Origin of the sequence: Curtobacterium sp. MCLR17_059 (assembly GCF_003234665.1) — a bacterium.
GTDB classification, from domain to species: domain Bacteria; phylum Actinomycetota; class Actinomycetes; order Actinomycetales; family Microbacteriaceae; genus Curtobacterium; species Curtobacterium flaccumfaciens.
Window position 1 is genome coordinate 706,379 of the sequence record NZ_QKSU01000001.1, and the last position, 23,394, is coordinate 729,772.

General features: G+C 71.0%; 27 protein-coding genes, 1 tRNA gene and 1 riboswitch. Of the genes, 9 read left to right on the forward strand and 19 right to left on the reverse strand.

The genetic code is table 11. The features are described from left to right. Nucleotide 1: 1 nt before the first annotated feature. The 7 genes from nagA to DEJ12_RS03565 form a co-directional block, all read right to left on the reverse strand. Nucleotides 2–1,168, reverse strand: coding sequence for an N-acetylglucosamine-6-phosphate deacetylase (gene nagA / locus DEJ12_RS03535; RefSeq protein ID WP_111029041.1), 1,167 nt, complete (start codon nucleotides 1,166–1,168; stop codon nucleotides 2–4). Then, nucleotides 1,165–1,572, reverse strand: coding sequence for a YrdB family protein (locus DEJ12_RS03540; RefSeq protein ID WP_084740750.1), 408 nt, complete (start codon nucleotides 1,570–1,572; stop codon nucleotides 1,165–1,167). The genes nagA and DEJ12_RS03540 overlap by 4 nt, the downstream gene beginning before the upstream one ends. An 8-nt stretch (nucleotides 1,573–1,580) precedes the next feature. Further along, entirely contained in the window at nucleotides 1,581–2,441 is an 861-nt protein-coding gene (gene purU, locus DEJ12_RS03545) for a formyltetrahydrofolate deformylase (protein ID WP_110861849.1), read from the reverse strand. A gap of 127 nt (nucleotides 2,442–2,568) precedes the next feature. Then, nucleotides 2,569–2,781: a hypothetical protein gene (locus DEJ12_RS03550; RefSeq protein WP_111029042.1), complete on the reverse strand. Its 213-nt coding sequence runs from the start codon at nucleotides 2,779–2,781 to the stop codon at nucleotides 2,569–2,571. A gap of 107 nt (nucleotides 2,782–2,888) precedes the next feature. Continuing rightward, nucleotides 2,889–4,298, reverse strand: a complete 1,410-nt coding sequence (locus tag DEJ12_RS03555) for an MFS transporter (RefSeq protein ID WP_220034788.1) — start codon at nucleotides 4,296–4,298, stop codon at nucleotides 2,889–2,891. A 109-nt stretch (nucleotides 4,299–4,407) separates the two neighbouring features. Then, nucleotides 4,408–4,842 (reverse strand): MarR family winged helix-turn-helix transcriptional regulator, encoded by a 435-nt coding sequence (locus tag DEJ12_RS03560; protein WP_220034789.1) that lies wholly within the window; start codon nucleotides 4,840–4,842, stop codon nucleotides 4,408–4,410. 56 nt (nucleotides 4,843–4,898) lie between these two features. Beyond that, the gene (locus DEJ12_RS03565; protein ID WP_111029043.1) at nucleotides 4,899–5,354 is read right to left on the reverse strand and encodes a MarR family winged helix-turn-helix transcriptional regulator; all 456 of its coding nucleotides are present in this window, start codon (nucleotides 5,352–5,354) and stop codon (nucleotides 4,899–4,901) included. A 75-nt stretch (nucleotides 5,355–5,429) separates the two neighbouring features. On the opposite strand from DEJ12_RS03565, the gene DEJ12_RS03570 reads away from it, so the two are divergent. Beyond that, a complete protein-coding gene (locus tag DEJ12_RS03570; RefSeq protein ID WP_111029044.1) occupies nucleotides 5,430–6,302 on the forward strand; it encodes an NAD(P)H-binding protein in 873 nt (290 codons plus the stop codon). Nucleotides 6,303–6,345: 43 nt separating this feature from the next. Here the strand turns inward: DEJ12_RS03570 and DEJ12_RS03575 are convergent, their stop codons facing one another. Together DEJ12_RS03575 and clpS are read right to left on the reverse strand one after the other, a co-directional pair. Continuing rightward, a complete protein-coding gene (locus DEJ12_RS03575) occupies nucleotides 6,346–6,819 on the reverse strand; it encodes a DUF2017 family protein (RefSeq protein ID WP_111029045.1) in 474 nt (157 codons plus the stop codon). Next, a complete protein-coding gene (gene clpS / locus DEJ12_RS03580; protein WP_071404706.1) occupies nucleotides 6,816–7,121 on the reverse strand; it encodes an ATP-dependent Clp protease adapter ClpS in 306 nt (101 codons plus the stop codon). The genes DEJ12_RS03575 and clpS overlap by 4 nt, the downstream gene beginning before the upstream one ends. Before the next feature lie 38 nt (nucleotides 7,122–7,159). Beyond that, a riboswitch (ZMP/ZTP riboswitch) is annotated at nucleotides 7,160–7,244 on the forward strand. 96 nt (nucleotides 7,245–7,340) lie between these two features. On the opposite strand from clpS, the gene glyA reads away from it, so the two are divergent. The 3 genes from glyA (at nucleotide 7,341) to DEJ12_RS03595 (ending at nucleotide 10,143) form a co-directional block, all read left to right on the forward strand. Then, nucleotides 7,341–8,618, forward strand: coding sequence for a serine hydroxymethyltransferase (gene glyA, locus DEJ12_RS03585; protein ID WP_111029113.1), 1,278 nt, complete (start codon nucleotides 7,341–7,343; stop codon nucleotides 8,616–8,618). Further along, the gene (locus tag DEJ12_RS03590; RefSeq protein WP_071404707.1) at nucleotides 8,615–9,550 is read left to right on the forward strand and encodes a tetrahydrofolate dehydrogenase/cyclohydrolase catalytic domain-containing protein; all 936 of its coding nucleotides are present in this window, start codon (nucleotides 8,615–8,617) and stop codon (nucleotides 9,548–9,550) included. Before glyA ends, DEJ12_RS03590 begins: the two co-directional genes overlap by 4 nt. A 143-nt stretch (nucleotides 9,551–9,693) precedes the next feature. Further along, on the forward strand, nucleotides 9,694–10,143 hold the full coding sequence (locus tag DEJ12_RS03595; RefSeq protein ID WP_111029046.1) for a hypothetical protein: 450 nt from the start codon (nucleotides 9,694–9,696) through the stop codon (nucleotides 10,141–10,143). Between the two features lie 121 nt (nucleotides 10,144–10,264). Here the strand turns inward: DEJ12_RS03595 and galK are convergent, their stop codons facing one another. Both galK and galT read right to left on the reverse strand, forming a co-directional pair. After that, nucleotides 10,265–11,404 carry a galactokinase gene (gene galK / locus DEJ12_RS03600; RefSeq protein ID WP_111029047.1) on the reverse strand — a complete coding sequence of 380 codons (1,140 nt, stop codon included), beginning with the start codon at nucleotides 11,402–11,404 and terminating at the stop codon, nucleotides 10,265–10,267. Beyond that, on the reverse strand, nucleotides 11,401–12,498 hold the full coding sequence (gene galT, locus DEJ12_RS03605; protein ID WP_111029048.1) for a galactose-1-phosphate uridylyltransferase: 1,098 nt from the start codon (nucleotides 12,496–12,498) through the stop codon (nucleotides 11,401–11,403). Before galT ends, galK begins: the two co-directional genes overlap by 4 nt. A gap of 64 nt (nucleotides 12,499–12,562) precedes the next feature. Between galT and DEJ12_RS03610 the strand changes: the two genes are divergently transcribed. Next, nucleotides 12,563–13,417: a DeoR/GlpR family DNA-binding transcription regulator gene (locus DEJ12_RS03610; RefSeq protein WP_111029049.1), complete on the forward strand. Its 855-nt coding sequence runs from the start codon at nucleotides 12,563–12,565 to the stop codon at nucleotides 13,415–13,417. Further along, nucleotides 13,414–14,346, forward strand: a complete 933-nt coding sequence (locus DEJ12_RS03615; protein WP_111029050.1) for an aldose 1-epimerase family protein — start codon at nucleotides 13,414–13,416, stop codon at nucleotides 14,344–14,346. Before DEJ12_RS03610 ends, DEJ12_RS03615 begins: the two co-directional genes overlap by 4 nt. 87 nt (nucleotides 14,347–14,433) lie before the next feature. On the opposite strand, the gene DEJ12_RS03620 is transcribed toward DEJ12_RS03615, so the two are convergent. The 4 genes from DEJ12_RS03620 to DEJ12_RS17785 form a co-directional block, all read right to left on the reverse strand. Then, nucleotides 14,434–14,754: a hypothetical protein gene (locus DEJ12_RS03620; protein WP_027466636.1), complete on the reverse strand. Its 321-nt coding sequence runs from the start codon at nucleotides 14,752–14,754 to the stop codon at nucleotides 14,434–14,436. 176 nt (nucleotides 14,755–14,930) lie between these two features. Continuing rightward, nucleotides 14,931–15,767: an SGNH/GDSL hydrolase family protein gene (locus DEJ12_RS03625; RefSeq protein ID WP_181433049.1), complete on the reverse strand. Its 837-nt coding sequence runs from the start codon at nucleotides 15,765–15,767 to the stop codon at nucleotides 14,931–14,933. Nucleotides 15,768–15,823: 56 nt separating this feature from the next. Then, nucleotides 15,824–15,896 (reverse strand) — tRNA-Lys (locus tag DEJ12_RS03630). Between the two features lie 53 nt (nucleotides 15,897–15,949). Continuing rightward, nucleotides 15,950–16,111 carry a hypothetical protein gene (locus DEJ12_RS17785; RefSeq protein ID WP_017888098.1) on the reverse strand — a complete coding sequence of 54 codons (162 nt, stop codon included), beginning with the start codon at nucleotides 16,109–16,111 and terminating at the stop codon, nucleotides 15,950–15,952. Nucleotides 16,112–16,238: 127 nt separating this feature from the next. Here DEJ12_RS17785 and DEJ12_RS03635 point away from each other — a divergent pair, with 127 nt between their 5' ends. The 3 genes from DEJ12_RS03635 (at nucleotide 16,239) to DEJ12_RS03645 (ending at nucleotide 18,918) form a co-directional block, all read left to right on the forward strand. Beyond that, nucleotides 16,239–16,868 carry a DNA-directed RNA polymerase subunit beta gene (locus DEJ12_RS03635; protein ID WP_111029052.1) on the forward strand — a complete coding sequence of 210 codons (630 nt, stop codon included), beginning with the start codon at nucleotides 16,239–16,241 and terminating at the stop codon, nucleotides 16,866–16,868. A gap of 578 nt (nucleotides 16,869–17,446) precedes the next feature. Then, nucleotides 17,447–18,046: an ECF RNA polymerase sigma factor SigK gene (gene sigK, locus DEJ12_RS03640; protein WP_027466633.1), complete on the forward strand. Its 600-nt coding sequence runs from the start codon at nucleotides 17,447–17,449 to the stop codon at nucleotides 18,044–18,046. Further along, a complete protein-coding gene (locus DEJ12_RS03645) occupies nucleotides 18,043–18,918 on the forward strand; it encodes an anti-sigma factor domain-containing protein (protein WP_111029053.1) in 876 nt (291 codons plus the stop codon). Before sigK ends, DEJ12_RS03645 begins: the two co-directional genes overlap by 4 nt. Nucleotides 18,919–19,102: 184 nt before the next feature. Here DEJ12_RS03645 and pstB read toward each other — a convergent pair whose 3' ends face one another. The 4 genes from pstB to pstS all read right to left on the reverse strand — a co-directional run bounded on the left by pstB (nucleotide 19,103) and on the right by pstS (nucleotide 23,282). Continuing rightward, a complete protein-coding gene (gene pstB / locus DEJ12_RS03650; RefSeq protein ID WP_027466631.1) occupies nucleotides 19,103–19,882 on the reverse strand; it encodes a phosphate ABC transporter ATP-binding protein PstB in 780 nt (259 codons plus the stop codon). A gap of 49 nt (nucleotides 19,883–19,931) precedes the next feature. Continuing rightward, nucleotides 19,932–21,017, reverse strand: a complete 1,086-nt coding sequence (pstA, locus tag DEJ12_RS03655) for a phosphate ABC transporter permease PstA (protein WP_111024123.1) — start codon at nucleotides 21,015–21,017, stop codon at nucleotides 19,932–19,934. Between the two features lie 13 nt (nucleotides 21,018–21,030). Beyond that, nucleotides 21,031–21,981 (reverse strand): phosphate ABC transporter permease subunit PstC, encoded by a 951-nt coding sequence (pstC, locus tag DEJ12_RS03660; RefSeq protein ID WP_071404716.1) that lies wholly within the window; start codon nucleotides 21,979–21,981, stop codon nucleotides 21,031–21,033. Between the two features lie 194 nt (nucleotides 21,982–22,175). Beyond that, nucleotides 22,176–23,282: a phosphate ABC transporter substrate-binding protein PstS gene (pstS, locus tag DEJ12_RS03665; protein ID WP_071404717.1), complete on the reverse strand. Its 1,107-nt coding sequence runs from the start codon at nucleotides 23,280–23,282 to the stop codon at nucleotides 22,176–22,178. Nucleotides 23,283–23,394: the final 112 nt, after the last annotated feature.

Genomic DNA, 23,394 nt, shown 5'->3' on the forward strand with positions numbered 1-23,394 from the left:
CTCAGCGCAGCTCGCGCCCGCCGCCCCAGACGCGCTCGACCTCGAGCGACGGCGTCAGCGCCACCATGTCGGCGGCGAACCCCGGCGCCAGCCGACCCAGACGGTCGCCGAGCCCCAGCGCGCCGGCCGGCACGCTCGTCAGCGCCGCCACGGCCTCGGGCAGGGTCCGCCCGGCGAGCGAGACCGCGTTGCGGAGCGCCACGTCCTGCGTCAGCGTCGACCCCGCGATGGTCTCCGTCCCCGCCACGTGTGCGACGCCGTCGGTCACCGTGACGTCGAGCGACCCGAGCCGGTACGAGCCGTCCGCAGCGCCGGCGGCACCCATCGCATCGGTGATCAGCGCCACCCGACCCGGCGTCGCCCGGAAGAGCGTGTCCGCCACGACCGGGTGCACGTGCACGGCGTCCAGGATGAGCTCGAGCGTCACACGGTCGTCCGACACGGCGGCGCCGATCGGCCCCGGTGCGCGGTGGTGCAGCCCGGGCATCGCGTTGCAGGCGTGGGTCAGGATCGTCGCGCCGGCGTCGAACGCGGCCCGCGCCTGGTCGTACGTGCCGACGGTGTGGCCGACGGCGACCGTGACGCCGGCGTCGACGAAGCGGCGGACGGCGTCGAGGGCTCCGGGCAGCTCGGGCGCGATCGTGACCTGGCGGATGACGCCCTCTCCCGCTTCGAGCAGGGCGTCGACCGCGGCGGGGGTCGGCTCGATCAGGAACGACTCGTTGTGGGCGCCCTTGTTGTGCGGGGACAGGAACGGTCCCTCCAGGTGCACACCGACCATGAGCGGGTCGGTCGCCATCACGGCGCGGACGCGGGCCAGCGACGCCGCGAGGGCGGGGACCGGGTTCGCGACGAGCGACAGGACGGAGCGGGTCGTGCCGTGTGAACGGTGCATCGCGAGCGAACGGTCGAACGAGTCGTCCTCGTACGCCTCGGTCGCCCCACCGTGTCCGTGCAGGTCCACGAATCCGGGCGTCAGGACCGCGTCGCCCAGGTCGACGACCCGGTCGGCCGCGGGGGCCTCAGGACCGGAGCCGGTCGCGTGGATCGTGTCGCCGACGACCAGGACCCAGCCGTCGGCCGTGGTGCCGGCCGCGTCGACGACGCGGGCTGCGCGGACCAGCGTGCGCTGGGCCTCCTGGCCGGTCTGGAGGCCCGTGGTGCTCATGCGGTCTCCTTGCGGAACGCGATCACGCCGCTCAGGGCGGCGATCACGATGAAGACGATGCCGACGACCGGGTGGCCGATGGAGATCCAGGTCGCGCCTGCGGCGACGACCAGGGCGACCTCGACGATGGTCTTGCCGACGATGTCGGTCTCGATCGGGGAGCGCGGCGACCGGAAGAAGTACCAGACGACCGCGGCGAACAGGGGAGCCCCGACCATGAACAGGTAGCCGGGGAGCGGGAGCTGCCACGACCAGTAGCCCCAGAAGGCCAGGGACAGCAGGCCGAACACCATCACGGCGATCCGCAGGATCATCCAGGCCTCGAACCGCCGACGCGGCTGCCGGACGGCTGCCGGGTCGGGGACCGATTCCCAGTCGACGGGGGACTGCGGGGCGTTGGTCATGGTGCTGCCTACTTGAAGATGATGGTGCGGGCGCCGTCGAGCAGGACGCGGTCCTCCGCGATCCAGCGCACCGCCTGGGTGAGCGTGCGGGACTCCTCGTCCTGCCCGATGGACACCAGCTCGGCCGGTTCCTTGGTGTGGTCGACGCGGACGACGTTCTGCTCGATGATCGGGCCCTCGTCGAGGTCGCTCGTCACGAAGTGCGCGGTCGCACCGATGAGCTTCACCCCGCGGGCATGCGCCTGCCGGTACGGGTTCGCGCCCTTGAAGCCGGGCAGGAACGAGTGGTGGATGTTCACGGCACGCCCCTCGAGTGCCGCGCAGAGCTCGGGCGACAGGATCTGCATGTAGCGGGCGAGGACCACGAGCTCGATGTCGTGCTCCTCCACCGCCTGCAGCACGCGCCGCTCCATCTGCTCCTTCGACTCGGCGTCGGTGACCGGGCGGTGCTCGAACGGCACGGAGTAGAACGCGGCGAGCTCGGACAGGTCCGCGTGGTTCGACAGCACGAGGGGGACCTCGATCGGCAGCTGTCCGCCGCGCTGCCGGTAGAGCAGGTCGTTCAGGCAGTGGCCCGCCTTCGACACGAGCACGAGGGTGCGCAGCGGACGACCGACGACGTCGAGCTGGACGCGGGCGTCGTAGCGGGCGGCGACGGGGGCGAGTGCTGCCTCGAAGGCGGCGCGGTCCACCGGCGCCATCACCTGCAGGCGCATGAAGAACGTGTTCGTGTCGGCGCTGGAGAACTGCTGCGACTCGGTGATGTTGCCCTGGGCGGCGACGATCGCTCCGGAGACGGCGTGCACGATCCCGGGCTGGTCGTCGCAGACGAGCGTCAGGGTCCAGTGCGTGGGGGTCGGGTCGGTCACCGGATCAGGGTACCGGCCGCGGGGGACGTGCTTCGTGAGCAGGAATGGTCGAGTGCGCCGCGGCGACTCGACCATTTGTGCTCACGAACCGTCAGTGGCGGGCGCGGCAGCGGTGGCGCGCCCGGCGTCAGCGCCGGCGCGCGAGCAGACGACGGACGAAGTAGACCTCCATGCACAGGGCCAGGACCGTCGCCGCGATGCCGATGCCGACGTACGCGGAGCCCCGGTCGGCGTTGACGATCGCCGCGATCGGGATGCCGATGCAGAGGATGCCGCAGATCACCACGTTCCAGATCGCGCCTGCCTTGGTGTCGCTGCTGAACCCGCCGCCGTTCGCCATGCCCGCGACGCTACCGGTCCGCGGGTGGCGAGGTGCTCCAGGACGTCCGGAGGCCGCCGAGTGAGCAGAAGACGTCGGGTGCGGGGGTGCGACCCGTCATCTTCTGCTCACTCGGCGTCGGGTGCGGGTGCGGGTGCGGGCGCGGGTGCGGGCGCGGGCGTGGACGCCGGCGCGGGCGCGGCGGTGGCGCGCCGGGCGTCGGCGTCCCGCAGCCGGCGGTCCGCCAGGGTCAGCACGGTCAGGAGCACCGCGACGCCGAGGATCACCCACGCCAGCACGTGCAGGTCCGGCGTCGTCGGGGCCTGGCCGAACACGCCACCGATGAGCGAGGACGCCGCGATCGCCCCGATGTACACCGCGGTGCGGGACAGCCCGGCCGCGGTGCCGATGTACTCCGCGGGGACGAGCCGGTACAGCGCCGCCTGGTTCGACACCGACGCCAGCGCCTGCGGCACCCCGAACAGCGCCGGGGTCAGGGCGAGCAGGACGACGGGCGACCCGGTGTGCAGGAAGAGCAGGAGCACACCGCCCAGGATCGGCACCAGTGCGGCTACGACGAGCGGCCCGCGGATCGCCGTCTTCCGTGCGACCACGAACGAGGCCACCCCGGCGACGATCGCGGCCGGCAGCTGGATGTACCCGGCGACGTCGCTCGGGTAGCCCGCGACGTCCTGCACCCACTGCGAGAACCCGTAGGTCATCGTGTAGGCGAGCAGGTACGTCAGGAACAGGCGGCCGTACGTGCGCGACAACGCGCCGTTCCGGGCGAGCAGCCGCACGTCGACGAACGGTCGCACGGCCCGCAGCTCCCACGCCACCAGGGCGACGAGCAGCACGAGCGCCACCGCGAGCAACCACCACAGCCCCGCGGACAGGTCCAGCAGGAAGACGAGCAGCGCCGAGACGGTCCCGGTCATCAGCACCATGCCGAGCGGGTCGAGCGCCTGCAGCACCGGCAGGTCGGCGTCGTCGCGCGGACGCAGCCGGTCGGACGGCAGCCAGAGCGTCGCCACGACGATGCCGAACACCGCGAGCGGCACGTTCACCAGGAAGATCGCGTGCCAGCCGAACGCGGCGATGAGCGCCCCGCCGAGCGGTGGGCCGGCGGCGGCGGACACGAGCGACGTGATCGACAGCGCCCCGAGCACGAGCGGCGGCGTCGGCTTCCCGATCCGGGCGGAGTGCTGCCGGAGCGTGGTGAGTGCCGCCGGGTACGCCGACGACGTCCCGATGCCGATGAGCACCCGGGCGAACACGGCGCCGCCGAACCCGGTCAGGACCTCGGGCACCACCCCGGCGATCCCGACGATGACGAGCCCGGTCAGGAACACCTTCTTCGGGCCGAACCGGTCGGCGAGCTTGCCCATCGTGGGCTGCGCGATCGCACTCGCCAGGTACAGGGCCGCGACGAGCCAGATCGCCTGCGCCGCACCGATGCCCAGGTCGCGGGAGATCGGGGTGAGGGCGACCGACACCATCGTGGTGTTGATCGGGTTGAGCAGGGGCCCGACGAGCACCGGGATGAGGAGCTTCGGGCCGAAGCCGCTGCCCGTGGTCGTGTCGGGGGTCGTGGTGGTGGACGTGAGAGCGCTTCTTCCGGTTGCAGGACTGGGCGAGGGGTGCGGGTCAGGGATCGACGATCGGCCCGAGCAGGTCCATCGCCCGCGCGACGACGCGGCGGTCCGCCTCGAGCAGGGTCGCGAGCCGCTCGGCGAGCTCGTGGTTCCGCGCGGCCCAGGCGGTCTGGCGCGCGTCCCGACCGGCCGCCGTCGCGCTGACGATCGCCCGCCGGCCGTCCGTCGGGTCGGCCTGCCGCTCGGCCAGGCCGAGGTCGACCAGGGCCTGGACGGTCGCGCCCATCGACTGCGGTCGGACACCCTCGGCTCGCGCCAGGTCGGCGATGGTGGCCGGCCCGTGCCGCAGCAGGCGTCCGAGGGCGGCGGTCTGCGACGCCGTGACGTCGTCCGACTTCGAGGCCAGCAACGACCGCCGCAGTCGTCCGTGCATCGTCAGCACGGCGTCGGCCAGGTCGGTCGGGTCGGTCTCCGGTGCGTCGGTCACGCCCCGGAGGCTAGTCCGTCACCAGCCAACCTTGCAAGTTTGCCTTCTGATATCGCTCAGGGAACGGCGGACACGTCGTCGCCCGCGTCCGGCTCGAGCAGCGGGAGCAGGGTCGCCGAGATCGCTTCCGCACCGTCGCCGAACCACGCGTTGCTCGCCCGGACGATCGGATGGGCGCGTGCCAGCAGCGCCTCGCCCTGGTCGGTCAGCCGCATCCGGGAGGCCCGTCCCCGGCCCGGTGCAGCACCCCGCTCCACGAGTCCCCGCGTCGAGAGCCCCCCGACGAGCGTCGTCATGCTCTGCGGTCGGACGCCGACCGCTCGCGCCAGGTCGGCCTGGCTGAGCTCGCCCGCCGCTGCGAGCTGGATGAGCGCCCCGAACTCCACGGGTGTCAACCCGAGCGGCGCCAGCTCGGCCGCGAGCCGGCGGGAGAGCGTCCGTGCGGCCCGGATCACCGTCCACGCCACGATGCCGTCGACGTCGTCGCGCGGGGCTGGGAGTTCCTGGGGCACGGGGCGATCGTACCGGCGTACGTTCTGGTATCAGGAAACTGATACCAGAATGGGTCAGCGGGACGAGGAGCAGACATGGGCGAGAGCGTGGCGGTCACCGGCGTGACCGGGGACGTCGGGGGCAAGACTGCGGAGCTGCTGCGGGCGGCCGGGGTGACGGTGCGTGCCGTGGTCCGACGGCCCGAACAGGTCGACGCGCTCCGGGCGCGGGGCATCGACGGCCGTCTGGCCGACCTGGACGACGAGGACGCGCTCACCGCGGCGCTCGAGGGGGTCGACCGGTTCTTCCTCGTGACGCCGGTCAGCCAGCGGCAGCGCGAGCAGGGCTCCACCGGGGTCCGTGCGGCGCAGCGTGCAGGGGTCGGCCGGATCGTGCAGCTGTCGGGCGGGGACGCCGCCGAGCACTCCCCGATGTCGTGGGCGAGCGCCGCCTGGCACATCGACCGGCTGGTGCGCGAGAGCGGGCTGGCGTGGACGATCCTGCACCCCTCGTCGTTCATGACGAACGTGCAGCCCTCGGCCCCGGCGATCCGACGGGGGTGGTTCCCGCACACCACGGGCCGCGGGGTGATCGGCTGGATCGACACCGAGGACATCGCCCGGACCGCCGCCCGGGTGCTGACGGAGGACGGCCACGACGGCACCGAACCGGTGCTCACCGGGCCGGATCTGCTCGATGCACGGGGTGTCGCCGCCGCGCTCGCCACCGGGCTCGGCCGACCCGTGCGCGCCCTGCACCTGCCGAGCAGGGTCTACGCCGGCGTGCTGCGCCTGAGCGGGGTGCCCGCCTGGCAGGCCGAGGGGCTCCGGCAGCAGTTCGGCCGGGTCGTCCGCCGCGGCCTCGACGGTGTCGACGTGATGAGCGACGACGTCCGGCGCATCACCGGCACCACACCCCGGAGCCTGGCCGACTGGGTGCGAGCCCACCGCGACGACCTGCTGGGGTGACCCGTCGCACCGGAGGTGATCCGGGCCTCCAGGCCGTGGGCCGTCAGCGCGACGTGAGCGTGACGACCAGGTGTTCCTGCACGTAGCCGAGCCAGTCGTAGACGTCGCGCAGGCCGACGCCCGCGTCGGCCTCGACGGAGCGTTCCTCGTCGTCGGCGTCCTCGATGCCCAGCCGATCGGCGATCGTCAGCCGCAGGTCGGTGAGGGTGCGGAGCCACGCCTGCTCGTCCTCGGCGTCGAGCGAACCGGCGCGGGTACCCGTCAGCCAGTCGTGCACGATCGAGGCGTTCGTCGTCTTCTGCGTGAGCAGGTCGGACTGCGTGTACTTCCGGAACTCCGCGCTCGCTGCGTCGTCATCCGGGTAGGCATCCGGGAACATCCGCTCGCTGAGCGGGTCGGTGGACAGGTCGCCGCCGAGCACCTGCTGCAGCTGCTCGGTGAGCGAGGCGAGCAGGTCGCGCTCGCCGGAGGACAGGCCGAGGTGGACGCCGTCGGCGCGGCGGACGAACGGGATCACGCTTCGGGGGCCTTGTCGACGGTCGCCTGCAGCCCGTAGCCGTGCATGGACTGCACGTGGGCCTCCATCGACTCACGCGGGCCCGTCGCCACGATCGCCCGACCGTCGTCGTTGACCTGGTGCATGAGCCGCTCGGCCTGCTCGCGTGAGAACCCGAAGTGCCGCTGGAAGACGTAGGTGACGTACGACATCAGGTTCACCGGGTCGTCCCACACCACCGTGACCCACGGGGTGTCCGCCCGCGCACTGGTCCGTTCGTCCGTGGTGGTCCGTTCGTCCACGTCGGGCGAGAGCAGCGTCATGCATCCAGGGTGACACAGGGTGCGGTGGCTCGGTACGATCGTCAGGTCGCGACTGGCGTTGGATGGGTCACCATCGGGGAGCGACAAAGACACGGTGCGCGGCCGTACGCCTGGGCTGCACCGACCGACCGTCCGAGTGCGACCAGCTGGTCGTCCGCACACCGTAGGAGTCCCGTGTCCATTGCCGATCTGCCCCCGTTCGTCTCCGACTCGGCCGAGGTGGCCGAGCAGACCGCCGCACGCGCCGCCTTCAACGCCCCGCTCGCCGAGGTCGACCCCGAGATCGCCGCCGTCCTGCAGCAGGAGCTCGGCCGCCAGCGCGACACCCTCGAGATGATCGCGTCCGAGAACTTCGTGCCGCGCGCCGTGCTCGAGTCGCAGGGCTCCGTGCTCACCAACAAGTACGCCGAGGGCTACCCGGGCAAGCGCTACTACGGCGGCTGCGAGTACGTCGACGTCGCCGAGCAGCTCGCCATCGACCGTGCCAAGGCGCTCTTCGGTGCCGAGTACGCGAACGTGCAGCCGCACTCCGGTGCCACGGCCAACGCGGCCGTCCTGCACGCCATCGCCTCGGCCGGCGACACCATCCTCGGCCTCGAGCTCGCGCACGGCGGTCACCTGACCCACGGCATGAAGCTCAACTTCTCGGGCCGCATCTACAACGCCGTGGCGTACGGCGTCGACCCCGAGACGTTCGAGGTCGACTACGACGACATCCGCGCCAAGGCCATCGAGCACCAGCCGAAGGTCCTGATCGCCGGGTGGTCCGCCTACCCGCGCCAGCTCGACTTCGCGAAGTTCCGCGAGATCGCGGACGAGGTCGGTGCGAAGCTCTGGGTCGACATGGCGCACTTCGCCGGCCTCGTCGCCGCCGGGCTGCACCCGTCCCCGGTCCCGCACGCCCACGTCGTCTCGTCGACGGTCCACAAGACCCTCGGCGGCCCCCGCTCGGGCATCATCCTGTCGAACGACGAGACCCTGTTCAAGAAGCTGAACTCCGCGGTCTTCCCGGGCCAGCAGGGCGGCCCGCTCATGCACGTGATCGCCGCGAAGGCCACCGCGTTCCTGCTCGCCGGCACCCCGGAGTTCAAGGACCGTCAGGAGGGCACGATCCGCGGCGCCCAGGCCCTCGCCGCCCGTCTGACCGCCGCCGACGCCAAGGCCGCGGGCATCGACGTGCTCACCGGCGGCACCGACGTGCACCTGGTGCTCGTCGACCTGCGCGCGTCCGAGGTCGACGGCAAGCAGGCCGAAGACCTGCTGCACGAGGTCGGCATCACCGTGAACCGCAACTCCGTGCCGTTCGACCCGCGCCCGCCGATGGTCACCTCGGGTGTCCGCATCGGCACCTCGGCGCTGGCGACCCGCGGCTTCGGCGACGCCGAGTTCACCGAGGTGGCCGACATCATCGCGCTGACCCTCATGCCGAACCCGGACGTCGCAGCACTCTCGGCGCGGGTGAAGGTCCTGACCGACGCGTTCCCGCTCTACGCGTGAGCGGTTCGGTCAGCGCGGCGCTCCCGCGCGAGCTCTGGGCCGGTGAAGGGAGTGCCGTCCGCATCGACGGCACGGCCCTCGCCGCCCGGACGCTCGACGAACTCAGGGGCCGGATCGACCGCCTGCACGAGCACGGCATCCGTCCGGGTCTCGGCACGATCATGGTCGGCTCGAACCCCGGCTCGATGTCCTACGTCGCGGGCAAGCACCGCGACTCGGCGTCGATCGGGCTCGACTCGCACCGCATCGACCTGCCCGAGACGGCGTCCGCTGCCGACATCCGGGCCGCGATCCTGCAGATGAACGACGACCCCCGGGTCACCGCGTTCATCGTGCAGCTCCCGCTGCCGCAGGGCATCGACCCGACGCCGATGCTCGAGCTCATGGACCCGTCGAAGGACGCCGACGGCCTGCACCCGACGAACCTCGGCGAGCTCGTGCTCGCCGTGCCCGGTGGTGCCGGCACGATCGACGCACCGCTGCCCTGCACACCGCGGGGCATCGTCGCGATGCTCGACGCGTACGAGATCCCGATCCGCGGCGCGCACGTCACGATCATCGGCCAGGGGCTGACCGTCGGACGGCCGCTCGGCCTGCTGCTCACGCGGCTCGAGGCGACCGCGACCCTGACGCACTCGCTGACCGCCGACGTCGCCGCGGAGTGCCGTCGCGCCGACATCATCGTCGCCGCGGCCGGGGTCGCCGGGCTCGTCAAGCCGGACTGGGTCCAGCCCGGTGCCGCAGTCATCGACGTGGGGATCACCCGCGTGGTCAACGAGGAGACCGGCAAGGCGAAGCTGCACGGCGACGTCGACCCCGCGGTCGCGTCGGTAGCGGGCTTCCTGTCGCCGACCCCCGGTGGCGTCGGGCCGATGACCCGCGCGATGCTCATGAAGAACGTCGTCGAGGCCGCCGAGCGCCAGCTGTCGTAGCGCGCGGTCGCGCGCGGCGTGCCGGTCGCGTGACGCTCGCGTGCTGGTCGCGTGGCGATGGTGAGCAGCAATGGTCGGGTGGCGTCATCGCACCCGACCATTGCTGCTCACGAAGTGCACTCCGCCGGTGCTACGGTCGCGGCATGGGGGACGAACGACTGCAGACGACGCCGGTGATGCGAGCCCGGCCCGAGCCGTCGCAACTGACCAAGGACGCCCGGTGGCTGATCGTCATCGTGGCGATCTGCGTGCTGTTCCAGGCTCCCGGGTCGACCTGGGCGACGACCTTCGTGCACGCCGGCCAGGAGTACACGTTCACGTCGGGCCCCTGGTCCGGATGGACGCTCGCGACGGTGGGGTTCGCGGTCGCCGGGTTCGTCGTCGCGATCGCCCGCCGTGGTGCAGCCCGGTTCGACGAGCACACCGTGATGGGCCTGACCCTGGCCGCCGTGCTCGGGACCACCGCCCTGGTGTGGTTGCTCATGCCGGCGCAGACCGCGTGGGTGGAGTGGGCCGTGGAGCACGGTCGGACGCACCCGTTCGTGCTCGGGAACGTGGTGGAGTACGTCCGTTACGCGGACTACCTCGGCTGAGTCGGCGGGGGCGCGGCGGGGCTGTCGGGGTGCTGCCGTTCTTTCGCGCTGAGCGACAGCCCACGGGCTGATCGCCGCGTGAACTGTCGCTCAGCGCGAAACGTCGAGCGGCGGAGCGCCGTCAGTCGCGCCGGGCGCCCTGCGCGGCGTGCACCGTGAACACGTTCGGCTCGCGGAACCCGGCGTCGGCGAAGGCGGCGGTGACGGCGGCGGTGATCGCCTCGCGTGACTCCTGGTCGACCAGCGCGATCGCCGCACCGCCGAACCCACCACCGGTCATGCGCGCACCGACGGCACCCTGCTCGACCGCGGTCGCGACGGCCAGGTCGAGCTCCGGCACGGAGATCTCGAAGTCGTCGCGCATCGACTCGTGCGACGCGACGAGCAGGGAACCGATCGCCCGGGGACCCTGTTCGCGCAGCGTGCGGACGGTGTCGAGGACGCGCTGGTCCTCGGTCACGATGTGCCGGACCCGGCGGAAGGTCTCGTCGTCCAGGAGCTCCTGCGCACGAGGCAGGTCCTCGACGCTGACGTCACGCAGTGCCTCGACGCCGAGCACCTGGGCACCCTTCTCACACGAGGCCCGACGAGCCGCGTAGCCACCGGTTGCGTGGGCGTGCTCGACGCGGGTGTCGATCACCAGGACCTCGAGCCCGTTCGCCTCGAGCGCCAGGTCGACGACGGCGGTGTCGAGCGTGCGGCAGTCGAGGAACACGACGGCGTCCTGCTCGCCGAGCAGCGAGGCGGACTGGTCCATGATCCCGGTGGGGGCACCGACGGCGTGGTTCTCCGAGTACTGCCCGACGCGCGCCAGGGTCTTCCGGTCGAGGCCGAGTTCCCACAGGTCGTTGAACGCCAGCGCGACACCGCATTCGATCGCCGCACTGGACGACAGGCCCGCACCGACCGGCACGTCGGACTCGATGAAGACGTCGAACCCGGTCTTGTCGTTCAGATCGGCACCGGCATGCTCGCGCAGGGCCCATGCGATCCCGAAGACGTAGGCCGACCAGCCGCCCATCGCCTCGGGCGACAGGTCGTCGAGGGACAGCGCCATCGGCTCGCTCGAGGCGTCGAAGGCGGAGGCGACGCGGATCGTCCGGTCGTCACGCTGCGCGATGGAGGCGGTGGTGCGACGGTCGATCGCGAAGGGCAGCACGTAGCCGTCGTTGTAGTCGGTGTGCTCACCGATCAGGTTGACGCGACCCGGGGCGGAGTACCGCACCGTCGGCTCGTACCCGTAGACCTGCTGGAACGTCATGCGCGCTCGACTCCCTGTCGGATGAACTCGGCCGCCTTCTCGGGCACGAGGTCCCCGATCCAGGCGCCCATGGCGGCTTCGCTGCCGGCCAGGAACTTCAACTTGTCCGCCGCACGTCGCGGCGAGGTGATCTGCAGCATCAGCCGCACGGTGTCGCGGGCGGTGTGCACCGGCGCCTGGTGCCACGCGGCGATGTAGGGCGTCGGGTCGCCGTAGAGCGCATCGAGCCCGCGGGTGAGCCGGAGGTGCATGTGGGCCAGCTCGTCCTTCTCGGCCTCGGTCAGGCCCGCGAAGTCGGGGACGTGGCGGTGCGGCAGCATGTGGATCTCGATGGGCCAGCGCGCGGCGAACGGGACGAAGGCGGTGAAGTGCTCGCCAGCGAGGACGACCCGCTCGGAACCCCGCTCGTTCGCGAGGTGCTGCTCGAACAGGTCCGGACCGAACCGTTCGATGCTCGCGAGCAGGCGCTGGGTGCGCGGCGTGATGTACGGGTACGAGTAGATCTGCCCGTGCGGGTGGTGCAGCGTGACACCGATCGCCTCGCCCCGGTTCTCGAAGGGGAACACCTGCTGGATGCCCGGCATCGCGGAGAGTGCGGCGGTGCGGTCGGCCCAGGCTTCGACGACGGTGCGGGCACGCGACTCGGAGATGGAGGCGAAGGACCCGGAGGTCTCGGGCGAAAAGCAGACGACCTCGCACCGGCCGACCGAGCGGAGCTGGCGGTTCAGGCCGACGTCGCTCAGGGACTCGAGTGACTCGGGGGCGTCGTCGGCTTCGAGCAGCGGGCCGAACGACGGCGAGCGGTTCTCGAACACGGCGACGTCGTAGCGGCTCGGGATCTCGGACGGGTTGGCCGGGCTCTGGGGCGCGAGCGGGTCCTGGTCGGCCGGCGGCAGGAACACCCGGTTCTGCCGGGACGCCGCGATCGACACCCATTCGCCCGTCAGGACGTCCTGCCGCATCCGCGCCGTCTCGGGCCGCGGGTCGAGCACGCGCTCGTCGATGCTGCGTTCTGCGGGCAGTGTCGAGTCGGCGTCGTCGAAGTAGAAGAGGTCGCGGCCGTCCGCGAGCTTCGTCACGCGCTTGGTGATCACCGGAACAGCCTAGCGCCCATCCGAAGCGTTGCGAAAGACATCGGAAGCAAGCGAAACTGTCCACATGACGGACGCCGACCTCTCCTTCCTCGCCGGCGCGCTGCCCGCGCCCCTGCGGCAGGACCGCATCGTCGCGATCGTCGACGGCGCCCCTGGCATGGTCCGGACGGCCGCGTTGGCCGCGTCCCTCGGCACCAGCGAGGTGACGGTCCGCCAGGACCTCGCCGTCCTCGACCAGGAGGCCCGGATCCGGCGGGTGCACGGAGGCGCGGTCCGCCTCGGGGCCGGGTCCACCGAGCGCCCCTTCGAGGAGACCGCCGTCGAGCACCAGGTGGCCAAGGCCGCCATCGGCCGTGCGGCCGCTGCGCTGGTCCGCCCGGGGGAGTGCGTCGTCCTCGACGTCGGCACCACGCCGGCCGCCGTCGCCGAGGCCCTCGTGGCGCGCACCGAGCTCACCGGCGTCACGGTCGTCACGAACTCCCTCACCACGGCGCTCGCGCTCGAGCGTGCGGTCCCGCGCTTCACCGTGATCGTCACCGGCGGCACCCTCCGGCCCCTGCAGCACTCGCTCGTCGCCCCCTTCAACGGCGCGGTCCTGCCGATGATCGCCGCGGACCTCGTGTTCCTCGGCGGGACCGGACTCGACGTCGACCACGGCCTGACGAACGTGAACCTGCCCGAGACCGAGGCCAAGCGGATGCTCGCGGCGACGGCCCGGCGTACGGTCGTGGTCGCGGACGGGTCGAAGTTCGGCCGGGCCCACATCGGGGTCGTCCGCGCGCTCGAGGACATCGACGTCGTCGTCACCGCCGAGGCCGACGCCGCCGCGGTCGCCACGATCCGGGCGGCCGGGGCCCAGGTGATCGTCGCCGACGGCGAGCAGCACACCGAATCAGCCGGAAGGAAGAACACCCCATGACCGCAGCACCCACGGGTGGCCAGTACCGCCTCCACCACGCCGGACCCGACGGGGTCGTCGAAGCCGTGGTCACCGAGGTCGCCGCGGGCATCCGCGAACTCCGCGTCGCCGGCTTCGACATCACCGAGCCGTTCCCCGTGACCGAGCAGCCGCCGGGGGCGAACGGCATCGTCCTGGCGCCCTGGCCGAACCGCGTCGCCGGTGGTGTGTGGGAGTTCGACGGCAAGCGGCAGCAGCTCGACGTCTCGGAGCCGAAGTACGGCAACGCGTCGCACGGACTGCTCCGGTTCGCCCCGTACCGGGTGGTCTCGCAGACCGAGACGTCGATCCAGCAGGAAGCGACGATCCACCCGCAGCACGGGTGGCCCTTCACCCTCGAGACGCGCGTGCTGCACGAACTCGTCGACGACGGCATCCGTGTCACGCACGAGGTCACGAACCGTTCGGGCGTGCGCGCACCCTTCGCTGTCGGCGCGCACCCGTACCTGCGTGCCGGTGACACCCCCGCCGACGACCTGGTCGTCACGCTCGACGCCGCGACCGCCTTCACCGTCGACGAGCAGAAGGTCCCGAACGGTTCGGTGCCGGTCGAGGGCACGCCGTACGACCTGCGCCAGGGGCGACGTGCCGGGGACTCGGACCTCGACACCGCCTACACGGACGTCACCCCCGACGCCGACGGGATCCGCCGCACGACGATGCACGGGCCGGAGGGCGACGGGGTCGAGCTCTGGCAGGACGCCTCGTTCCCCTACGTGCAGGTCTTCACCTCGCGCGAGTACCCGCGGGGCGACGGGAAGGGCCTGGCGGTCGCGGTCGAACCGATGACGGCGCCCGCGAACGCCCTGAACTCGGGCGAGGGCCTGCGCTGGCTCGAGCCGGACGAGACCTGGACCGGTTCGTGGGGGATCCGCCGCGTCTGGTCCTGAGGAGTCCGGTCGGCACCACCGCTGACACGAAGAAGGCCCCGCCGGGTGTCCGGCGGGGCCTTCTGTGTTCGTGTCGGACGCCGGGCGTCAGCCGCGGCGCATCCGGAGTGCCTCGACCGCGAGGGACTCGGTCGCGTACCGGCCGACCTCGTGCGCCCACGCCGGGTCGTCGCCACGGAGCGCGATGAAGTCCTTGCGCTGCCGGCAGACGTAGCCGAGCACGGCGGTGGCCGTCGCGACCTCGATGAAGTCCTTGCGGATGTGGCGGGTCGTGACCTGGGCGTTGCGGCGGAGCGTGTCGAGCAGGAGCTCGTTGCTCATCGTCGTGTTGGTCGCTGCTGCGAGCTCGACGATGCGGCGCGCGTCACCGGTGGTGCTGGTCTGCGTGGCTTCGATGGGCTCGATCACGGTGTACCCCGTTCGTTCGTGGTGGTGCTGTGCTGCAGGATCCGGTGATCGGATCCGGGAACGACACTATCGGCGGCAGCCCAACAATCCGCTGAGGGCGGGCTGTGGTGGGCAGGGGATCTCCCATGAGCCCGCTGGGGACGGGTTGTACCCCGTTCAGGAGCAGATGGCGCCGCTCAGACGCAGCGGGCGCTGCCGACGGGTGCGCCGAGGGCGTCGAGGGACTCGCTGACGCGGTCCGCCAGGTACTGGTAGCCGGCGTCGTTCGGGTGGCCGCCGTCGACGGCGGAGTACCCCGGGCTGTTGCTCGACGTGAACCACCTGCCGGCGAGGGCGTCGATGTACGGGACACCGGCGGCGGCGGCACCCGCGGAGACCGACGCGGCGACACCGACGGTCGAGTTCGCCCACGGCAGCGGTGCTGACGGGCCGAGCGCGACGACGACGGCGTCCGGCCAGGTCTGCTGCGCCGTGCGGAGGGTCCGCTCGACGGTGGCGCGGAGGGTGTCCGAGTCGACGAGCCAATCGTTCTGGCTTCCCTGCACGATCACGAGCTGGGGGTCGAACGCAGCGTGCCGCTCGAGGCGTGGCCCGTACGTGTAGTGCGACGAACCGGTCCGACCGGTGTCGACGTAGCCCGTGCCCGGGTACCCGTCGATCTTGGCCGTCCACCCACGGTCCTCGCTGAGGTCCTGTGCCCAGCCGCGGAGTCCGCTGGCCGAGCCCCGACCCGAGGTGTACGAGTCACCCACGATCAGGACGCGTGACCCGGGTTCGATCGCCGCGGCGACGCGATCGGCCGAGACGCCGGGGGCAGCGACGGCCGAGGCCGAGGTCGACGAGGACACCGGCTGGCAGGCACTCGAGACGCTCGGCAGGATCAGCAGGAGTCCGGAGACCCCGAGTGCCATCGCGCCGAGGGCGAGTGCCGGCACCAGCTTCCGGCGGCGTCGGCGCATCGTCGCCGGGCCGGTGGGGGTGCCCGGCCGCTCGCGCTGCGATCGTCGGCCCATCCGTCGCATTCTAGACAAGAGGCCAGACCGGGGCTGTGAAGGCAGGCCGGAAGGTGTGGGCCCCGTGGGGCTCGAACCCACGACCCTCGGATTAAAAGTCCGGTGCTCTACCAACTGAGCTAGAGGCCCTCACCCGCAAGGCTAGCGGGTGAGGGCCTCCGGGACGGAACCGTCTGACCGGGTCAGCCCCGGCGTCCGGTGAGCGTCCGCAGCAGCCACGCGATGACCGCGATGATCAGCAGCACGATGCCGACGTAGAGCAGGAACTTGAGGCTCGCAGCGAAACCGCCGACGAACAGCAGGATGACTGCGATCACAGCCAGGATGATGAGCAGGGCGTTCATGGAAGATCCTCTCCTTCACGTGCAGGGAGGAGCGCCTCCCTGCCGCAACACGGTACGCGTGGCGCAGCGGTTGCGTTCTGGGCGAACGGGACGCGGGCGTGTCACCGGCCGCGCCTACACTGCTGCGGTGCCTCGCGATCACCACCGTCCCGTCCACTTCACCGACGCCGAGTTCGCCGCCATCCAGGGCGGTGAGGACCCGGCGCTCGTGAACCGTGTCGCGCACGAGACCGCGAACGCCCTGCTGCACCGGGTGCGCGAGGACCCGGACCCGGCCGTGGTCGAGCGGCTCGTCACCTACACCGACGTGCACGGCATCGACGCCATCGCGGAGCTGTGGGCGCGGGTCGGGGCGCACACCCTGCCGGGGGCGCTCTGGCGGGTGTACCTGGTGCGCGTCGTCATCCGGCAGAACCCGGAGGAGATCGCGTACCTGTTCGAGCGGGGCACGGCGCAGATCGGCACGATCGACCAGGCGGTCGCGGGTGCCGAGGAACCGACGGGGCCGGCGGAGATCCTGACGCTCGCCGACCGCATCCTGCACGGCCTGTACACGGGCGACCTCGCGGTGGCGCTCGACCGCGGGGCGTCCTTCTGCCGACTGACCGCCGCCGGCGCGACCGCCGTGGCGGACGAGTCCGACCTGGTGGCATCCGAGCGCGCGAGCGAACTCACGACGCGGGCGCTCCGCCTGACGGAGCTGGCGGCCGACCTGACCGAGGCTGCGGCGCTCTGGCGCCGCGACAGCCTGGACTGAGCGAGCGGCGGGGCGGACCCGCACCGGGCCTCCAGGCCAGGGCCGCGCAGCAGCGCGATGACGCGCCAGGCCAAGGGCCGCGCAGCAGCGCGATGACGCGCCAGGCCAAGGGCCGCGCAGCAGAGAACCCGGACGCGACCGCGTCCGGGCACAAAAAGACCGGGCCGCAGAAGCGCCTCTCGGCGCGAGGCCGCTCGAAGCGGCGAATTTTGGAGCCCGGGGCTTGCTGCGGCCCGGCGAGACCAAGTCTACGAGACGTCGGCTGATCACTCGACCCTGTTCACTCATGGTGGACAGAACCGGCCCCGGGCGCGCCCGCGCGCACCCCGGTGCAGGCCCGCCGCGCCCATCCCGTCGAGAAATCCCGACCCCCATCCAATCCACAGCGGGGACCGCACCGAATCATCAGCGTGACGGACGGAATGCCCGTCACGAAGCGAGAGGCCCGGTGTGACCCGGACCGGCACCGCCGGTCAATTCCCTGTGGGTCACGCCGGCCCCTCGTCTCGACCGCCCATGCGGAGGCTTCGTGCTACCCGCCTGGTCAACGAAAGCAACCGAGAGGAGGGAAACCTGCAATGCTTGCCCTCGTGGATAGCGACACCGAACGCTGGAGCTCGTCAGAGCCAGCTCAGGCATCGCCGGACGACCTCCTCGCCCGGGTCGCCGCCGGTGACCAAGCCGCCTTCGCGGACCTCTACGACGCACTCTCCGGTCGGGTCCTCGGTCTGATCACGCGCCTCCTCCGGGACCGCGCGCAGTCGGAAGAGGTCACACAGGAGGTCTTCCTGGAGGTCTGGCAGCAGGCCACCCGCTTCGACCGGAAGCGTGGGACGGCCGCCAGCTGGGTCCTCACCATGGCCCACCGCCGAGCGGTCGACCGGGTCCGTGCCTCGCAGTCGTCGCACGACCGCGACACCAAGATCGGCATCCGCGACCTCGAGGCCGGTTTCGACCAGGTCTCCGAGTCAGTCGAGATCCGCATCGAGCACGAGCGCGTCGGCCGAGCGCTGGCGAAGCTCACCGAGTTCCAGCGGCAGGCCGTGCAACTCGCGTACTACGGCGGCTACTCGCACAGCGAGATGGCCGAACACCTCGGTGTCCCCATCGGCACCGTCAAGACCCGTCTCCGTGACGGGATGATCCGACTCCGAGACGAGATGGGGGTGACCTCATGACCGAACGCCACGACGACCCCGCACTGATGACGGGTTCCCACGCACTCGACGCGCTGTCCGACGACGAGCGCGCGCTCCTCGAGGACGCCCTCCGGACGTCCCCCGAGCTGCAGGCCGAGAACGACTCGCTGCGCGAGACCGCGCTGCAGCTCGCCTACGCCGTCGCACCGATCGAGCCCCCCGCGTCGCTCAAGGCGTCGCTGCTGGCCCGGATCGCGACGACCCCCCAGGCTGCGCCCCTCGCCGACACGACGGTCGACCAGACCCCGGTCGCCGAGACCACCTCCGTCCAGGAGGCCCGTCCCGAGCCCGCCAGGCACGTCGCCTCGATCGCCGACGGCGCCACCGCCGGTGGCCGGGCATCGTCCGAGGCTCGCCGCCGCTGGTTCCAGCGTCCGGCGGTCATGCTGACGGCCGCAGCTGCCGTCGCCGCGGTCTTCTTCGGCGGACTCGGCGTCGGGTCGATCTTCGACCCGAACGGCTCCGGCACGGGCACCACCCAGGCCTCGAGCGGTCTCGACCGCATCTACGCCGCCTCAGACTTCCAGCGCACCACCACCAAGGTCGCGGGCGGCGGTTCGGCGACGGTCGTGTGGTCGAACGACCTCGGCAAGTCCGCGGTGATCCTCGACGGTGTCGAGCAGGCGCCGAAGGGCAAGACGTACGAGCTCTGGTACATCGGCTCCGAGGAGCAGGGCGGCACCATCAAGTCGGCCGGCCTGGTCGACGGTGCGGCTGACGGTGTGCACTCCGCCGTGCTCAAGGGCGCGATGTCCGAGGGCGCGACGATCGGGATGACGGTCGAGCCCGAGGGCGGTTCCGAGCAGCCGACCACGTCGCCGATCATGGCGGTCCCCACCACCACGGCCTGACGCCTCGGGCGGTCCTGCTGGACTGCCACCGACGCAGAACGACGAAGCCGCTGTCACACGACAGCGGCTTCGTCGTTCTTCGTCCGCACGGCTTTCCGGCGCAACCACGAAGGCCCGGTGCGCGTCCGTGGCGGACGTGCACCGGGCCTCCAGGCCGTCCGTCAGTGCGACGGACGGATGCCGATCAACCGAAGCGACCCGAGACGTAGTCCTCGGTGGCCTGCACGGACGGGTTCGAGAACATCGTCGCGGTGTCGTCGAACTCGATGAGCTTGCCGGGGGCGCCCGTGCCGGCGATGTTGAAGAACGCCGTCTTGTCGCTGACGCGCGACGCCTGCTGCATGTTGTGGGTCACGATCACGATCGTGAACTCCTTCTTGAGCTCCTCGATCAGGTCCTCGATGGCGAGGGTCGAGATCGGGTCGAGGGCCGAGCAGGGCTCGTCCATCAGGAGCACGTCCGGCTCGACCGCGATCGCGCGGGCGATGCAGAGACGCTGCTGCTGCCCACCGGACAGACCCATGCCGGGCTTGTCGAGGCGGTCCTTGACCTCGTTCCACAGGTTCGCACCCTGCAGCGAGCGCTCGACGATGTCGTCGGCCTCGGAGCGGGAGACGCGCTTGTTGTTGAGCTTCACGCCCGCCAGCACGTTGTCGCGGATCGACATCGTGGGGAACGGGTTCGGACGCTGGAAGACCATGCCGACCTGACGACGGACGAGCACGGGGTCGACGCCGGCGCCGTACAGGTCGTCGCCGTCGATCTTGACCGAGCCCTCGACCCATGCGCCGGGGATGACCTCGTGCATGCGGTTCAGGGTGCGGAGGAAGGTGGACTTGCCGCAGCCCGACGGGCCGATGAAGGCCGTGACGGTGCGGGGCTCGATGGTGATGTCGACACCCTCGACCGCCTTGAACTTCGAGTAGTAGACGTTGAGGCCGTCGACCTCGATGCGCTTGGACACGTTGATCCTTCTGGGTGGGTGGTGTCGCTGGTTCCGCGGGGGCGGAGGGTCAGCGGCTGAGCTTGGGGGCGAAGAGACGGGTGATGAACCGAGCGAGCAGGTTCAGCAGCATCACGATCAGGATGAGCACGAGGGCCGCGGTCCAGGCCCGGTCGACGAACGGCACCGGGTTGGCGCCCTGCTGCGAGTACTGCGTGTACGCGTACACCGGCAGGGTCATCATCGGGTCACGGAACAGGTTGTAGTTCATGCTCGCGGTGAAGCCGGCCGTGACGAGCAGCGGGGCGGTCTCACCGATGACGCGGGCGATGGAGAGCATGACGCCGGTGGTGATGCCGGCGAGGCTGGTGGGGAGCACGACCTTGAGGATGGTGAGGTACTTCGGCACCCCGAGGGCGTACGAGGCCTCGCGGAGTTCCATCGGGACGATCTTCAGCACTTCTTCGGTGGAGCGCACGACGATCGGGATCATCAGCACCGACAGGGCGACGGAGCCGACCAGGCCGAAGCGGGCACCCGGGCCGAGGAACAGCGCGAAGAGCGCGTAGGCGAACAGGCCGGCGACGATCGACGGGATGCCCGTCATGACGTCGACGAAGAACGTGATGCCCTTCGCCAGTGCGCCGCGACCGTACTCGACCAGGTAGATCGAGGTGAGCAGCCCGATCGGCACCGAGATGAGCGCCGCGAACAGCGTGATCTCGAGCGTGCCGATGAGGGCGTGGACCGCGCCGCCGCCCTCGGAGATGACCCCGCGCATCGAGTACGAGAAGAAGTTCGCGTCGAAGCGGGCGACGCCCTTGGCGATGACCGTCCAGAGCAGCGACACCAGCGGCAGGACCGCGATGACGAACGCCGTGATGACGAGCGAGGTGACCAGGCGGTCGACCGCCTTGCGGCCACCCTCGACGATGCGCGAGATGACGACGATGAGGACGTCGAACAGGACCGTGCCGAGGAAGATCGCGGCGACGACGTTGAAGTCCTTGACGGCGCCACCCGCGTTGAGCAGGGCAAAGACCAGGACGAGGGCGACCCAGCTGCCGACGAGCAGCAGCCACGGGACGGAGGCGTGCAGCTTGCCGTTGGCGTAGACGTTGCCGGCGGTGCCGGTCTGACGGAGCGCGAGGGACATCGGGTGCGACCTCTCAGCTGACTCGGCTGCGGACGATGTACCGCGCGAGCATGTTGATGACCAGGGTGATGACGAAGAGGATCAGACCCGACGCGATGAGCGCGTTCAGTGCCGTACCGGATGCCTCGGCGAACTGCAGGGCGATGTTCGCCGCGATCGTCGAGGGGTTCTGCGACGTCAGCATCTGGAACGTGACGTTCGTCGAGACCGACAGCACCAGCGCGATCGCCATCGTCTCGCCGAGAGCACGACCGAGGCCGAGCATGATCGCGGAGACGATGCCGGACTTCGCGAACGGCAGGACCGACAGGCGGATCATCTCCCAGCGGGTCGCGCCGAGGGCCAGGGCCGCTTCCTCGTTGAGGGTCGGGGCCTGCAGGAAGATCTCACGCATGACCGCGGTCATGATCGGGATCGCCATGACGGCGAGGACGATCGACGCGGTCAGGATCGTGCGACCGGTGCCGGACACCTGGCCGGAGAACAGCGGGAACCAGCCGATGTACTCGTTCAGGAACACGTAGAACGGCTTCACCAGGGGCGCCAGCACGGCGATGCCCCAGAGGCCGTAGACGACCGACGGCACCGCGGCCAGCAGGTCGATGACGTAGCCGAGGACCGGCGCGAGTCGACGCGGCGCGAAGTGCGAGATGAAGAGGGCGATCCCGAGGGACAGCGGCACGGCGATCACGAGCGCGATGAGCGCGGACCAGACGGTGCCGAAGACCAGGGGGCCGACGAAGTCCCAGAAGTTCGTGGCCTTGCCCGGCAGCTCGCCGACCTTGGCGGAGAAGGCCGGGATGCTCTGCCAGACGAGGAACGCGGCGACGAGCACGAGCACGAAGAGGATGAGGCCGCCGGCGATGACCGAGGCGGCGGAGAAGACGCGGTCGCCGACACGGACGACGGGCTTCGGCTTGGTCGGGGTGACGGTGGCCCCTGGCTGGGCCGGTGCGGTCGTCATGGGGTACTCCTGTCGGAGGAACGCCGGGGGAGGCGACGGGTTCTGGGGTGGTGGTGCGCGTCCGGGCCGTGGGCCCGGACGGGTGCGCGTCCGGGTGGGTCCTGGACGGGTTCGCGTCCGGTGGGGTCTTGGACGGCTGAGTGCCCGGACGCCGGTCGAGTGGGTGGGACCGGCGTCCGGGCGCTCAAGAGGCCTTACTTGATGGAAGCGACCGCGTCCTTGGCCTTCGACGCGAGGTCGGAGGAGAGGGCGGCCGACTTGGCCTCCTTGGCAGCGGCGTCCTGAGCGGCGCTCGAGACGACGTAGTCGAGGTAGCCCTTCACGAGCTCGGCCTTGTCGGCGTCCTTGTACTCCTGGCACGCGATGGCGTAGGAGACGAGGACCAGCGGCCAGGCACCGTCAGCGGTGTCCTTGCGGTCGATGTCGATCGCGAGGTCGTTGTCCTCGCGGCCGGTCGCGATCTTCGAGTCGGCGACGACCTGCGCGGCGCCGTCGGCCGAGATCTCGGTCGCCTTGTCGCCGACCATCAGCTTCGCGCGGTCGAGGTCGCCCGCACCGGAGTCGTCGATGTAGGTGATGGCGTTGGTGGCGTTGCCCATCGCGGAGGCGACACCGGAGGTGCCCTTCGCGCTGTCACCGACCGAGTACGGGAAAGTCTGGCTGGGCTCTTCGGTCCAGACGTCAGAAGCGTTCGCGGAGACGTACTCCGAGAAGTTCTGCGTGGTGCCCGAGTCATCGGAGCGGTGGACGACCGTGATGTCGGCGTCCGGCAGCTTCGCGTCCTTGTTCAGGTCGGCGATCTCGGAGTCGTCCCACTTGGTGATCTTGCCCGAGAAGATGCCCGCGATGGTCTTCGCGTCGAGGGTCAGGTCGCTGACGCCGTCGACCTTGTACGCGATCGCGATCGGGGAGATGTAGACGGGGATGTCGATGCCCTTGGTGTCCGCCTTGCAGGACTCGAACTTGCCCGAGAGCTCCTCGTCCTTCAGCGCGGCGTCGGAGCCGGCGAAGTCCGCGGCACCCGACATGAAGTTCTCGCGGCCGGCGCCCGAGCCGTCCGGGGTGTAGTTCACGGTGACGCCCGAGGCCTCGTTCTGGAAACCGGCGGCCCAGGTGGCCTGCGCGGTCTGCTGTGCCGACGAGCCGGAGCCGGTCAGGGTGCCGGAGAGCTTCGAGTAGTCGCTGCCGCTGGTGGAGGAGGACTCGGTGCTGCCCGCGTCCTCGTTTGCCGCGCACGAGGAGAGCACGACTGCGCCGGCGATCGCGATTGCTGCGATCGAACCGATTCGCTTGATGTTCACAGGGGTCCCTTCGGGAATGGAATGCAGTGGGACCACTGCGGTCCCTGGGCCGGTGCCGACCCGGGAGCGACTGTAGGGACGCGAGGTGACCGCAATCACCCCCGCTGGTGAA

Excerpts from the sequence above, each read along its gene's own strand:
- DEJ12_RS03550 (WP_111029042.1), bottom strand. The coding sequence starts at position 2,781 with ATGGCGAACGGCGGCGGGTTCAGCAGCGACACCAAGGCAGGCGCGATC.
- pstA (WP_111024123.1), bottom strand. The coding sequence starts at position 21,017 with ATGTCCCTCGCGCTCCGTCAGACCGGCACCGCCGGCAACGTCTACGCC.
- clpS (WP_071404706.1), bottom strand. The coding sequence starts at position 7,121 with ATGACGCTGCTCTCGCCCGACGTGGACGAACGGACCACCACGGACGAA.
- DEJ12_RS03645 (WP_111029053.1), top strand. The coding sequence starts at position 18,043 with ATGACCGAACGCCACGACGACCCCGCACTGATGACGGGTTCCCACGCA.
- galK (WP_111029047.1), bottom strand. The coding sequence starts at position 11,404 with ATGACGTTCCAGCAGGTCTACGGGTACGAGCCGACGGTGCGGTACTCC.
- DEJ12_RS03625 (WP_181433049.1), bottom strand. The coding sequence starts at position 15,767 with ATGGGCCGACGATCGCAGCGCGAGCGGCCGGGCACCCCCACCGGCCCG.
- DEJ12_RS03540 (WP_084740750.1), bottom strand. The coding sequence starts at position 1,572 with ATGACCAACGCCCCGCAGTCCCCCGTCGACTGGGAATCGGTCCCCGAC.
- DEJ12_RS03610 (WP_111029049.1), top strand. The coding sequence starts at position 12,563 with ATGACGGACGCCGACCTCTCCTTCCTCGCCGGCGCGCTGCCCGCGCCC.
- DEJ12_RS03570 (WP_111029044.1), top strand. The coding sequence starts at position 5,430 with ATGGGCGAGAGCGTGGCGGTCACCGGCGTGACCGGGGACGTCGGGGGC.
- DEJ12_RS03615 (WP_111029050.1), top strand. The coding sequence starts at position 13,414 with ATGACCGCAGCACCCACGGGTGGCCAGTACCGCCTCCACCACGCCGGA.
- DEJ12_RS03595 (WP_111029046.1), top strand. The coding sequence starts at position 9,694 with ATGGGGGACGAACGACTGCAGACGACGCCGGTGATGCGAGCCCGGCCC.
- sigK (WP_027466633.1), top strand. The coding sequence starts at position 17,447 with ATGCTTGCCCTCGTGGATAGCGACACCGAACGCTGGAGCTCGTCAGAG.
- nagA (WP_111029041.1), bottom strand. The coding sequence starts at position 1,168 with ATGAGCACCACGGGCCTCCAGACCGGCCAGGAGGCCCAGCGCACGCTG.
- pstC (WP_071404716.1), bottom strand. The coding sequence starts at position 21,981 with ATGACGACCGCACCGGCCCAGCCAGGGGCCACCGTCACCCCGACCAAG.
- DEJ12_RS17785 (WP_017888098.1), bottom strand. The coding sequence starts at position 16,111 with ATGAACGCCCTGCTCATCATCCTGGCTGTGATCGCAGTCATCCTGCTG.